The sequence below is a fragment of the Deltaproteobacteria bacterium genome (assembly GCA_016219225.1).
GTDB lineage: Bacteria > Desulfobacterota > RBG-13-43-22 > RBG-13-43-22 > RBG-13-43-22 > RBG-13-43-22.
The window spans coordinates 1-11,741 of the sequence record JACRBX010000087.1 but is presented as its reverse complement, the minus strand read 5'-3'; the positions used below and the strand labels follow the sequence as shown (position 1 = coordinate 11,741).

Genomic DNA, 11,741 nt, shown 5'->3' with positions numbered 1-11,741 from the left:
GCGATGTCCTGGGCATATTCAAAAAAGATGGTGGGTTCCGTATAGGTATAAGAGATGGACTGACATTGAGCCCTGAGGGCGGCAGCGACGATTTCTTCAGCGGCCATCTCCTGGCCGGGAATATGCTTCAATTCTGAAGCTTGGGAGATGTCGGCGTTCTGGCAAAAGAGACAACGGAAATTACAGCCGGCTGTGGCCAGGGAAAAGGAGGTCGAGCCGGGTAAAAAATGAAAGAGGGGTTTCTTTTCAATCGGGTCCACATGATAGGCAATAGGTTTTCCATAAACTAAGGAATAAAGGGTACCCCCCTGATTTTCCCGGACCCCGCAGATTCCGCGTTTTCCCTCTTTAATCAGACAATGGTGACTGCATAAATAGCACCAGACCTTCTCATCTTCTTTTTTTTGATACAGACGGGCCTCGATCATGAGACACCTCCATAAGAGAGCTCAAAGCTCAAAGACGAAAACTCAAAGTTCAAAGGTTTTCGCGCCTGAAACTTGCATCTTGCATCTTGAAACTTCATTCTTTAATTTATCCCTGACCCCCGACCCCTAATCCCTGAATGCTGTTTTCTAACTAAAACCGTTCTTTCAAAACCGCCCCGCTGCTTCCGGAAGTCACCATCTGGGCATAACGAAAAGCATATCCGGATTGGATCTTCGGGGGAAGAGGGACCCAATGCTTCTTCCGTTTCTTGAGTTTCTCTTTAGAGACCAGCAATGAAATCTTTTTCTTGGGGATATCGATTTCGATCCGGTCTCCTTCTTGGACCAGGGCGATCGGTCCCCCGGCGGCTGCTTCCGGAGAGACATGTCCGATGGCTGCTCCCTGAGTGCCGCCGCTGAAGCGGCCGTCCGTGATCAGGGCCACCTCCTTGCCCAGCCCCATGCCGATGATGGCCGAGGTCGGAGAAAGCATTTCCTGCATACCCGGACCGCCCTTCGGACCTTCATAGCGGATAACCACCACATCGCCTTTCTTTATTTTCTTCCCTAATATGGCCTTCTGGGCCTCCTGTTCCGAATCAAAAATCCGGGCCGGCCCGGTGTGGGTCATCATCTCCGGGGCCACGGCCGATTGTTTGACCACCGACCCTTCGGGGGCCAGATTTCCATAGAGGATGGCAATCCCCCCTTCGGCGTGATAGGGATTGGTCAGCGGACGAATAATTTCCGGGTCCAAAATTTTTTTCCCTTTCAGATTTTCTTCCAGGCGGGCCCCGGTTACCGTTGTTACTTTAAGATCGATTGCCTTGATTTTGGTCAACTCGGCCATGACCGCCTGAATCCCCCCGGCTTCATCTAACTCCTGGAGGCTATGGGGTCCACCAGGGATCAGACTGCACAGGTGGGGTGTTCGTTGGCTGATCAGGTTAAACAGGTCCAGGGGCAGGTCCAGTTCGGCTTCATGGGCGATGGCCGGCACATGGAGTACTGTATTGGTCGAACATCCCAGGGCCATATCCACCGCGATGGCATTCTGAAAGGCGGCCATGGTGGCGATGTCCCGGGGGCGGATATTCTTTTTCCAAAGTTCCATCACCTTCATCCCGGCCTGTTTGGCCAGACGGATACGTGCTGCGGACACGGCCGGGATGGTTCCGTTTCCAGGCAGGCCCAGACCGATGGCCTCGGTCAAACAGTTCATGGAATTGGCCGTGAACATCCCGGCACAGGAACCGCATCCGGGACAGGCCACATCTTCCAGTTCCTGTAAATCCCTGGCCTTCATCTTTCCGGATCTGACCTGACCGACTCCTTCGAAGACGCTGATCAAGTGGACATCCTTTTTCCGCCATCTTCCGGTAAGCATAGGGCCTCCACTGACCATGATAGCCGGAATATTTAAACGCAGCATGGCCATGAGCATTCCGGGAATGATCTTATCGCAGTTGGGGATCAAAACCAGGGCATCAAAAGGATGGGCCCGGGCCATCACCTCTACGGAATCGGCTATCAGTTCCCGGCTGGCCAGGGAATATTTCATCCCTTCATGATTCATGGCGATTCCGTCACATACCCCGATTGTCGAGAACTCAATGGGAGTTCCTCCATTCATGCGGACCCCGGCCTTGACGGCCCGGGCGATCTGATTCAGATGGATATGGCCGGGGATGATTTCATTGGCTGAGTTGACGACTCCGATCAGGGGCCGGGCAATTTCTTCATCGGTATAACCCATGGCCTTGAATAATGACCGGTGGGGGCTTTTTTCGATCCCTTTTTTCATGGCATCACTGCGCATTTTTTTCTCCTTCTTAATCGATTGATTTAATAATTAACTATAAAGGGCAATTAAAATGAATTCAATTATTTTTAAACATGACGTCCTTAAAGGACCTCTTCTTTCTGTGTTTTTAGATCATCCCCGCCAGGAACCATTGGTCTTCATACTGGTCATACTTCAACAGATAGACCCGCTGATCATCGGCCCGGACCTTAAAATAGAGATAGTCTTCTCCATACCAGCGATCCAGGATTTCTTCTACGGTAAAAACCCTCTCGAGGAGTTTAAAGGAAAGGGGACGTTCCGGATAGCGGTAACCGGCATAACAGGAGACCTCAATACGAAAATCTTGATCAGTCACCTTATTGTTCCCTGCACTCTTTTGCCTATTTTAGGGTGGTTTTATTTCAATACAATTTACCATTTTGAGGTTAAATAAGAAATCCCTTTTCTATGCCGTTGCTAAGCCCTCATGCCCCAAGTGGAGGCACTATGAAACATGAAAATGGGTTCTTGATTCCGAAATCCGAATTCTAAAATCCAAAATCAAAGTGAACTTGCCTTGCAATGGCCGGATGGGGTGTGTTATGGTAGCCCCAATTTACAGAAAGGGGAAAAGAAGAGAACCTGTGGAATGGATAACCGGCCTGATTGATCTTTTTTTACACCTGGATCAACATTTAAATATTATTATTCGGGATTACGGTCTTTGGACCTATTTGATCCTTTTTATCATTATCTTTTGCGAGACCGGTCTGGTCGTAACCCCTATCCTTCCGGGGGACTCCCTCTTGTTCGCCGCCGGGGCCTTTGCCGCCGGAGGCGCCTTGGATCCCCTCTGGTTATTTCTTCTCCTTGGAACAGCCGCCGTGGCCGGGGATACGGTGAATTACTGGATTGGCAACTGGGTGGGACCTAAAATTTTTCACCAGGAAGAGTTGCGTTTTTTTAAAAAAGAATATCTGATCCGGACCCATGAATTTTATGAAAGACATGGGGGCAAGACCATCATTATCGCCCGTTTCATCCCGATCATTCGCACCTTTGCCCCTTTTGTGGCCGGCATCGGGGAAATGACTTATTTCCGGTTCATCTCTTATAATGTCATCGGCGGAATCGTCTGGATCGCCCTCTTTATTTTCGGGGGCTATTACTTCGGGAACCTGCCCATGGTCAAAAAGAACTTCACCCTGGTTATTCTGGCCATTGTTTTTATTTCCGTTCTTCCGGGGATCATCGAGTATCTCCGCCATCGGCTGGGGGCTTCAAAAAAATAACTGGGCTGAAGGACTCAGAAAGGCCCTTTCCAAAGGTTCAGACCGGTCTTTAAATCCCTTTCACGGATCCGCTGGGGACCGATCCATTCCTGCAGGGTGAGTTCTCCGGCAAACAGGATCGTTCCTTCCACCAGATGGCCGCCCAGCACCTGCCCGTCGATCCTACTAAAAAGGATATGGGCGTGAACAAAAGGCTTCTCATTCAAGATCGAGATATTACCCTGACAGGAAACGATCTCCAATTCCTCATTCAACTGAATCGTTTGATAGCTTCTTTTGACCTGATCATAACATGCAAAGGCCCCTTGGCTGACGGCCCCGATGACCGATAGAGATCCAGCGACGATATGATGTCTTATACAAAACTCCTGAAGGACCGGGAGGAGATCTTCTTGGTAAGGGAGACGCTCCATAAACATTCTCCCTAAGGTAAAGGCGCTCTTTGGCATAGCCGTTTCCTTTTTTAATTTGGTGAGGCCTCTAAGTGGTAACGCCGGCGGAGCCTGGCGGAAAGATCCCGGATCATCCGAAAGGCCTGTTCCACGGTTTTCTCTCCATCCGGATTGACCAGGCAACAGGTGGCCGGAGACAGCAGGCTCCTGGAAATCAGAAATTCGCGATCCAGGCCTTTTTTTTCCAGCCAGTCCCATTGGGCGATCAATCGTGCTTCCAGAGAATCCAGGTCTTCTTGTTCAAAAGGTTCGAAATTGGTAGGGACTATCCCCCAGACCAGAAGCCCGCCCCGGTCTAAAAATTTTCCGATGGATTTATGGTAGGAGGAAAAAACCTCTCCATTGGTATAGATATCCAAGGAGAGGATATCGAGATCCAGGCCTAATAGAAAATCCCAGTCGGGATTGCCGCATAAATGGACCCCCCGGGGTCTTTCAATCAGGGAAAAGAAATATTCCAGATCCCCTCGGGCCGCCTGATCGCCATAGCCGGCCATGGCACTGAACAGAAATTGCAATCCCGGTTCATCGATATACATAAAGGCATTGGGATTTTTTTCTTTAAGGCGGCCTAACTGACTATTCACCCGCTTGGCCATGAATTCGAGTAAAAAAGGCCGGACCGTATCATCAAAAAGGATGGGCCGGCCTTCCTCATCCTGGACATTGAACCCGAAACTGATGGGCCCTTCAAGCTGGCCCCGGATGGCCGGGCGGCTCGATAAATCAAGCTCCAGATAACGCTGGTAAACCACCGAATATTGAGGGCTGATATCAAAATAATCCGGCTCCTCGAAATGCGTCAAGGCTCCTTCCAATTCCAAGGCAAACTTTTCGTGGGAAAACCGCAAGGTCCTTTTTTCAAGATCCAGCAGGATACCGGGGAAGTGTTCCGAGGCCTGGACGTACATGTCTTCATAATAGCTCACATGGGGCAATTGAGGCCAGAAGGGTATATCCAAAGACAAGGCGGTTTTAAGGGCTTGATCGACATCCCGGTGGGGCATAACCGCCATGGCCGTGGTCAACAGATTTCCAGGGATGGGCATAAATGAGGACCTTTCGTTAAAGGATGGCTGCCACCGGCCTCTTCCCTTAAGTCCGCCAGAGAGGAGGATCTTCAAGCGGTGTAGTTTAAGTCTGATGCCCATGTAAAAACTCGTCATTCCCGCGCAGGCGGGAATCCAGGTTACTCTTAACCACTTAGAAACTGGATTCCCGTCCCCGATTAAGACATTCGAGGACAAGCTTTCACGGGAATGACGAAAATGAGCGTTTAGCGACTTGCGAGTCCATCAGGGATTAACCGCTATGCCGGATATGGACGATTTCTCCATCCCGGACCACATATTCCTTGCCCTCCAAACGCAGCTTTCCCTTATTCTTGACCTGGTTCAACCCCCCGAGTTCAATCAGCTCTTCAAAACCCACTACCTCGGCCCGAATGAACCCCTTGGCCAGGTCCGAATGGATCGTAGCCGCAGCCTCCAGGGCCGTAGCCCCCCGGCGAATCGTCCAGGCCCTGACCTCGTCTTCTCCGACGGTAAAAAAGGATTGAAGCCCCAGGATATCATAGGAAAGCTGTAAAACCCGGCTGCGGCTTAATTCGGTAATAGCATATTCTTCCATGAACAGGGCGGCATCCTCCGGGGATAATTCGGACATCTCCTTTTCCAGCCGGGCGGAGAGATAGACTACAGCACTGGATTGATGATCATAGTTAATAGCAGGACCCTTCCCATCGTCCCCGGTATTGACCACCACTAAAACCGGTTTGAGGGATAGAAACCCATAACCCTTTAACGGTTTTAAGGCCTCAGAACTCAGTTCCAGATCCCTTAAGGGTTTTTCTTCTTCCAGGGCGGCCTGCATGGTTTCAAACCATGGTTTCTCTTTGAGGGCCTGTTCCCGGTCCAGGGCGCCTTTTTTGAGTCCTTCCAACAAACGCTCATAGCGGCGTTCAACAGCCGTCAGGTCCTGCAATAAAAATTCGGTATCCAGGAGGGCCAGGTCTCTGCGGGGATCAACAGAACCTTCACTTGGGGCCACGGCTGGATTATCAAAGGCCCGGACCACATGGACAAAGGCATCCATTTGCCCGAGGAGGTTTACAAAGGCCCCGGGGAGTCCTTTTTTGCTGATCCCTTTATCCAGGCCGGCGATGTCGGCAAAGGTTACCTTGGCGTAAATGGTCTTTTTAGGTTGAAAGATCCGGCTGAGCCGATCGACCCGCGGGTCCGGCACCTCGGCCACGGCGGTGTGAATTTCCAGCTTTCCGGAAGAAAAGGCCGAAACGGCCTTCTCCCCTCCGGCCAGGGCTTGAAAAAGGGTCGTCTTTCCGGTTTGAGGCAGTCCAATAATTCCAATTTGCATTTTTTCAATATGCCTTAAATGAAGATCAGGGTCAAGTAAAGGTTGGTTTGAGACTTTTTTTATTCTTTACAACAATGGGCCGGGCCTAGTAATATCATAATAAACTTGGGGCCATAGGCTATGGGCAGATTACAGGTTCCAAGGTTTTTACGCTTGCAACCTGAAACTTGCAACTTGAAACTTTATTTTTTGCGTTAAGGAAAAGGATATGGATGGAACCGGTGCTTGCGGTATCAACTGTTTTACCTGTAAACTTTTTGTAGACGGCAAATGCAGCCCTTGCGGGTCCGGCAGGTCGGAAAGGGCCACCCGGAAATTAGCCACTCAACTTAGACTCATGGGCGGTGTCTGCCCGATCTTAAATTGCGCCCTGGAACGGGGAGTGGAATTCTGTCTTCGTGACTGTGAAAGCTTTCCCTGCCCCCATTTTAAATCAGGCCCCTATCCTTTCAGTGGTGATTTTTTGCAGATGCAGATTCGTAGAAGAGGGGGAGAGGCGTCAAAAAGCATCCCTAAATCCAAAATCCATTAATTATGATAACCATCGACGGGAGTTACGGTGAGGGAGGCGGGCAGATCCTCAGGACCGCCCTTTCACTGTCTGTGATCTTTGGGATTCCGGTCAGGATCGAACAAATTCGTAATAATCGGAAAAAGCCCGGCCTCATGCCCCAACACCTGACGGCAGTTAAGGCCCTGCAGGAAATCTGTCAGGCCCGGGTAGATGGAGCGGTCATTGGTTCAAAGGAATTAAGCTTTGAGCCTGGAAGGGTTAAACCAGGAGAATATTCTTTTGATGTCGGTACGGCCGGCTCCACTTCTTTGATATTCCAGTCCCTCCTGCTTCCCCTGACCTTGTCCGGCGGCGATTCTCTGGTCCGCTTAAAAGGGGGCACCCATGTCCCTTGGAGCCCGCCTTTTCATTATCTGGAATGGGTCTTCCTTCCGGTTTTGGTCCGCATGGGGATTCAGGTCCAAATGAAATTAAAAAAATGGGGCTGGTATCCCAAGGGAGGCGGAGAGATCGAGGCCCGAATCAAACCAGTAAAGCAGTTAATGCCGCTTTCGTTGGGTCAACCCTGGAAACCCGCTTGGATTAAGTGCTTCTGTGCCTCCTCTCATCTTCCCGAGCATATCCGGGAACGGGAAAAACAGCAGGTTGAAGAACTTCTCAGCCCAAAAGCCCTCCAGGCCCACTATGAACTGATAGAAGGCCCTTCTCCGGGACAGGGGAATATCGTCTTTATTGCCGCCGGAGGAGGCCCGGGCTATGCCGGTTTTTCATCTCTGGGCCAGAGAGGGAAAAGGGCGGAGCAGGTGGCCGGTGAGGCGGTGGATTCTCTGCTGGCCTTTATGGAATCCGGTGCCTCGGTGGAAGCGCATTTGGCCGATCAGTTGGTCCCCTATCTGGCCCTGGCCCAAGGACCTTCGGAGATCCTGGTCCAGCGGATTTCCTCCCACCTTAAAACCAATCTCTGGGTGGTCCGGCAATTTTGCCAAGTAAACATTACGCTTTCAGAAGAGGGGATGGTTGGAAGATTGCAAATCCACCTGACAGGAAGGACGTCCATAGCTTCTTGAAAGGTTGCAATCTCCCTGCCAATGTTATATATTACCATCAAAAATAGTTGGGAAATGATGGAATCCGGGCATAACTATCCGGGATTCAGAATATAATAGGAGAAATAGGATTATGTCTCATCATGATAAGGATAAGGATCAACCCGCCGAGAAGGCGGATTATTTTTTCGCTGAATTAGAAAATGGGGAATTGGTCATGAAACCATTTTGCCTCTGTGGAAACCAACTGGAAGAAGATTACTTTTGTGAAAAATGCCAACGTCAGTGCCGTTGCACCGATGTGGTCTGTGCCGATGAAACCACATTCCGCTTCATCCAGGATCACCCCCCATTTAAAAAATTTAAATTCTATATTGCCTCCAAATAAACCGGGTTCAGGGTATAAGGTTCAAGGTTCAAGGTTCAAAATTAGAGGTCGGGGACCAGGGATCGGGGATCAGTTGAAGAGGAAGTTGCAAGTACCAGTTATTAGAAAGGAAGTATCGATATGAACGAAAACGAATCAGCCATTAAACCGGTAGCTCCCGGAGAGGGAATCATGCCGGTCCATGGGACCTTTAATTTTCAATGCGGCCCCGGGGTTAAATGTTTTACCCGCTGTTGCCGGGATGTAACTATTGTTTTGACCCCTTACGATATCCTGCGTTTAAAAAACCGCCTGGGCATCCCTTCCGAGGATTTTATCGATCAGTATACCCTGCCCCTGACCAAAAGCGATTCCGGACTGCCTGTTTTTATACTGAAAATGGGGGATGATGCGGATAAACGCTGCCCTTTTGTTAGCGCCGAACAGGGGTGTGCCGTCTATTCCGAAAGGCCCTGGGCCTGCCGGATGTACCCTTTGGACACCCGTGAAGGAGATGAAGGGGACGAGGAATATTTTATAACCGCCGACCCCGGGCAATGCCTGGGATTAGCGGAAAATCACTCCCTGACCACCGAAGAGTGGGAAAAAGGACAAGGGCTGGATATCTATAAAGAGGTCGAAGAACTGTTCAATCAAGTCACCTCGGCCCAACGCATCTGGGGGGACCATAAGCTGGACGGCAAGGTCCAGAATATGGTCCTGCTGGCCTGTTACAACACCGAACGATTCAGAAAATTCGTCTTTGAAAGCAATTTTCTGAAGCTTTTCGATCTTTCTCCGGAAGAGATAGAAATACTCAAAACCGATGACCTGGAGCTGCTCAAGCTCGGCTTTAAATGGCTGCAATTCGGCCTCCTGGGAAGATCAACCATCCCCATCCGGGAAGAGGTCATAAAAGCCAAGGAAAAGGAATTGGGGATCACCTTGCCAAAGGATGACGGCCTCTGGAAAAACCCGGAAATCAAAACCGGCAAATAGAGAGACAGAATGTTTAAGGAGCGCTACGCTTGAGGAGCGTTCGTCTTCGACGAACTTGAGGTTAAAGGCAGTTGCCTCTTCCCTCAAACGAATCCCGCTTAGGTCGGGACTTAAGCGAAGCGCTCCTTAAACAACGCAGAAATTTAAGAGCGCTTATAAAATTCTGAACGATAAATTCTCAGAATTGCCATGTTAGAACCTATGAAACCTCCTGAAATTTTTACCTATCTGGAAAGGGACGCCTTTTCATTTGCCTGCCATTCGGACCTTTCCTGTTTTACCGAATGTTGCCGGGACTTGAATCTGGTCCTGACTCCCTATGATATCCTCCGGCTCAAAAAAAGCCTGGCCTTGACATCAGCCGATTTTTTAGATCAATACACAACCATCAAACCCAATGAACATAATGGCTTTCCGGCTGTCTTGCTGAAAATGCAGGAGGACGAAGGCCGGAGGTGTCCCTTTGTCACGCCGGTCGGCTGCCGGATCTATGAGGACCGGCCCGGGGCCTGCCGCATTTATCCCATCGGCCGTGGTTCTTCCAGGACCAAAGGCCAGGAAGGCGCCAGGGAAATCTTTTTTGTAGTCAAAGAGGCCCATTGTCGGGGGTTTTATGAACCGAAGGAATGGACGGTTTCGGACTGGTCAAAGGACCAGGGGCTCGAACCCTATACCTTTTATAATGATCTTTGGACCGAAATCATCACCCACAAAGGCTCCTTGGGGCCAGAAGAGATGGTCTCCCAAAAGCTGCAGATGTTTTTTATGGCCAGCTACAACCTCGACCAGTTCCGCCAGTTTGTTTTCAAGAGTACTTTTTTACAACGCTTTCTCATCCCGGACGAAACCGTCCGAAAAATGGAATCGGACGATGAAGAACTTCTCAGGCTGGGCTTGGATTGGCTCAAATTCGTCCTCTTTGGGGAAAAGGTTATTCCTCTGAAATAGGAAGCGGAGGGCTAATGTTTGAAGGCCCGCTGGCCGGTGAAATTTTTCTTGCTCCGTGGTATCATTTTTAAAATGAAAAATACTCTAAAATACAAGGGACATACTGGAACGGTTGTGTTTGATGCCGACGACCATATTTTCCATGGCCGTCTCATGGGCCTTACGGATATTATAACTTTTGAAGGGGCATCGGTTTCAGAACTGGAAAAAGATTTTCGGTCTGCCGTGGACGAATACTTGAAAACCTGTAAAGAGATCAACCGGCTGCCTGAAAAGCCTTTCTCGGGTCGCTTTATGCTGCGAGTTCCTTCCGAACTTCATTGTGCTATCGCCCTAGCGGCCAAGAGGGAAGGCAAGAGCATCAACGCTTGGATTGCCGAAGTCTGTCAACAAAACGCCATTGCTTAGGCAACTTCCCGCCTCCAGCCCAAAGACACGGTCGGTAATCTTGAACCCACTTTAAGGTCGCCCCTACCGTTAGGTTCAAATATCTGGGAAATATCTTCAGATCCAAAGTCTTTGCCATGCTTCTCTCTAAAGGTAAAATAACTCCCGATCATATTAATCTGCTGAAATCCTGGAAACATTCCGGCTTTCAGGTCTTCTGCGGTCCAAGAATCCATCCCAGGAAAAAAGAGGCCAGGGCCTACGGCTCGTAGAGGCGAGACTACGCCTCGGAGAGAAAACCTGGCCCGCTATATCATCCGGGCCTCTTTTTCTCAGGAACGAATGACCTATCTCCCGGAAGAGTCCCGGATCATCTACCGTTCTAAGGACAAGCGCCAAGAAAAAACTTTTGACGCATTAGATTGGCCCTGCCCTGTTAAATAGGGGACGTCGATTTTTTTCTTCAAATTCCTACTTTTTTTCTGGAGTCGCAGTCACCCCGAACCAGGTTTATTCCATTTAACAGGGTGAATGGCCATGACCTCTCATATCCCCGATCAAAGAGAACAAATGGTCCGCTATTATGGTTTCTATAGTAACGTTTCCCGGGAATTCGTCAAAAAGAAAATCAAGATACCCTCATTCCCTGTGTCCTGGAACCAAACAATAAGGCCAGACCCAATCAGAGACCCCCACCCAAGCCCAAATCCCTCGATCTTCAGATACGGCATTGGGTCTGACCATAGCCAACCTATTTAAATATCATGATAAACATACCATCTGAAGCCAATAGCTTGCCTTTACAGGAAGCAATGATTTGTGTCACCAACAAGCGCCTTTAAGGGATATGATTAATTTTTGACGAACCTTTCAGGTGGCTCATAAGGAAGGTTACGTTTATTTTTGAAATAGGTTGAAATCGAGCAGCCGGGCGCCGTGGATGACGCGCATAATGATTACCCTTGATCCTTCCATACGAAAGATCGTTCGGTAGTTACCATAAAGGATATGCCGATACTCTTTATTTAAATCCTGTGATTCGAGAATAACCGGGCACCTTGCCGGGAATTTTTCCAGGGAATCGATTTGCCTTTCAATTTCTTTTACCCAGTTGTCTGCGGCTTGTGGATTATCTATCGCAATATAGCG

14 protein-coding genes are annotated in these 11,741 nt (G+C 49.5%); 7 read left to right on the top strand and 7 right to left on the bottom strand.

From position 1 onward, the window contains the following. The 3 genes from HY879_07415 to HY879_07405 form a co-directional block, all read right to left on the bottom strand. The coding region (locus HY879_07415; GenBank protein ID MBI5603167.1) for a radical SAM protein at positions 1-428 on the bottom strand (428 nt) is incomplete at its 3' end. 151 nt (positions 429-579) lie between these two features. Continuing rightward, positions 580-2,247, bottom strand: a complete 1,668-nt coding sequence (ilvD, locus tag HY879_07410) for a dihydroxy-acid dehydratase (GenBank protein ID MBI5603166.1) — start codon at positions 2,245-2,247, stop codon at positions 580-582. A 112-nt stretch (positions 2,248-2,359) separates the two neighbouring features. After that, positions 2,360-2,590, bottom strand: a complete 231-nt coding sequence (locus tag HY879_07405; GenBank protein ID MBI5603165.1) for a hypothetical protein — start codon at positions 2,588-2,590, stop codon at positions 2,360-2,362. 268 nt (positions 2,591-2,858) lie between these two features. Between HY879_07405 and HY879_07400 the strand changes: the two genes are divergently transcribed. After that, a complete protein-coding gene (locus tag HY879_07400) occupies positions 2,859-3,506 on the top strand; it encodes a DedA family protein (protein ID MBI5603164.1) in 648 nt (215 codons plus the stop codon). A 14-nt stretch (positions 3,507-3,520) separates the two neighbouring features. Here the strand turns inward: HY879_07400 and HY879_07395 are convergent, their stop codons facing one another. The 3 genes from HY879_07395 to ychF all read right to left on the bottom strand — a co-directional run bounded on the left by HY879_07395 (position 3,521) and on the right by ychF (position 6,331). Then, on the bottom strand, positions 3,521-3,919 hold the full coding sequence (locus HY879_07395; protein MBI5603163.1) for a DUF296 domain-containing protein: 399 nt from the start codon (positions 3,917-3,919) through the stop codon (positions 3,521-3,523). 50 nt (positions 3,920-3,969) lie between these two features. Then, complete coding sequence (locus tag HY879_07390) at positions 3,970-5,007, bottom strand: hypothetical protein (GenBank protein MBI5603162.1); 1,038 nt, start codon at positions 5,005-5,007, stop codon at positions 3,970-3,972. A gap of 253 nt (positions 5,008-5,260) precedes the next feature. Continuing rightward, a complete protein-coding gene (ychF, locus tag HY879_07385; protein ID MBI5603161.1) occupies positions 5,261-6,331 on the bottom strand; it encodes a redox-regulated ATPase YchF in 1,071 nt (356 codons plus the stop codon). A 208-nt stretch (positions 6,332-6,539) separates the two neighbouring features. On the opposite strand from ychF, the gene HY879_07380 reads away from it, so the two are divergent. The 6 genes from HY879_07380 to HY879_07355 all read left to right on the top strand — a co-directional run bounded on the left by HY879_07380 (position 6,540) and on the right by HY879_07355 (position 10,613). Next, on the top strand, positions 6,540-6,863 hold the full coding sequence (locus HY879_07380; GenBank protein MBI5603160.1) for a DUF3795 domain-containing protein: 324 nt from the start codon (positions 6,540-6,542) through the stop codon (positions 6,861-6,863). Between the two features lie 2 nt (positions 6,864-6,865). Then, positions 6,866-7,912 carry an RNA 3'-phosphate cyclase gene (gene rtcA / locus HY879_07375; protein MBI5603159.1) on the top strand — a complete coding sequence of 349 codons (1,047 nt, stop codon included), beginning with the start codon at positions 6,866-6,868 and terminating at the stop codon, positions 7,910-7,912. Between the two features lie 112 nt (positions 7,913-8,024). Beyond that, a complete protein-coding gene (locus tag HY879_07370; protein MBI5603158.1) occupies positions 8,025-8,279 on the top strand; it encodes a hypothetical protein in 255 nt (84 codons plus the stop codon). Positions 8,280-8,399: 120 nt separating this feature from the next. Next, positions 8,400-9,257, top strand: a complete 858-nt coding sequence (locus HY879_07365; GenBank protein ID MBI5603157.1) for a YkgJ family cysteine cluster protein — start codon at positions 8,400-8,402, stop codon at positions 9,255-9,257. A 189-nt stretch (positions 9,258-9,446) separates the two neighbouring features. After that, complete coding sequence (locus HY879_07360) at positions 9,447-10,205, top strand: YkgJ family cysteine cluster protein (protein MBI5603156.1); 759 nt, start codon at positions 9,447-9,449, stop codon at positions 10,203-10,205. 72 nt (positions 10,206-10,277) lie between these two features. Then, positions 10,278-10,613 carry a type II toxin-antitoxin system HicB family antitoxin gene (locus HY879_07355; GenBank protein MBI5603155.1) on the top strand — a complete coding sequence of 112 codons (336 nt, stop codon included), beginning with the start codon at positions 10,278-10,280 and terminating at the stop codon, positions 10,611-10,613. Positions 10,614-11,489: 876 nt separating this feature from the next. Here the strand turns inward: HY879_07355 and HY879_07350 are convergent. Further along, positions 11,490-11,741: type II toxin-antitoxin system RelE/ParE family toxin (locus HY879_07350; GenBank protein ID MBI5603154.1), on the bottom strand; the 252-nt coding region annotated here is incomplete at its 5' end.

Bases quoted from the DNA above. Each gene is read 5' to 3' on its own strand.
- ilvD (MBI5603166.1), bottom strand. From the start codon at position 2,247: ATGCGCAGTGATGCCATGAAAAAAGGGATCGAAAAAAGCCCCCACCGG.
- HY879_07395 (MBI5603163.1), bottom strand. From the start codon at position 3,919: ATGGAGCGTCTCCCTTACCAAGAAGATCTCCTCCCGGTCCTTCAGGAG.
- HY879_07390 (MBI5603162.1), bottom strand. From the start codon at position 5,007: ATGCCCATCCCTGGAAATCTGTTGACCACGGCCATGGCGGTTATGCCC.
- ychF (MBI5603161.1), bottom strand. From the start codon at position 6,331: ATGCAAATTGGAATTATTGGACTGCCTCAAACCGGAAAGACGACCCTT.
- HY879_07380 (MBI5603160.1), top strand. From the start codon at position 6,540: ATGGATGGAACCGGTGCTTGCGGTATCAACTGTTTTACCTGTAAACTT.
- rtcA (MBI5603159.1), top strand. From the start codon at position 6,866: ATGATAACCATCGACGGGAGTTACGGTGAGGGAGGCGGGCAGATCCTC.
- HY879_07370 (MBI5603158.1), top strand. From the start codon at position 8,025: ATGTCTCATCATGATAAGGATAAGGATCAACCCGCCGAGAAGGCGGAT.
- HY879_07365 (MBI5603157.1), top strand. From the start codon at position 8,400: ATGAACGAAAACGAATCAGCCATTAAACCGGTAGCTCCCGGAGAGGGA.
- HY879_07360 (MBI5603156.1), top strand. From the start codon at position 9,447: ATGTTAGAACCTATGAAACCTCCTGAAATTTTTACCTATCTGGAAAGG.
- HY879_07355 (MBI5603155.1), top strand. From the start codon at position 10,278: ATGAAAAATACTCTAAAATACAAGGGACATACTGGAACGGTTGTGTTT.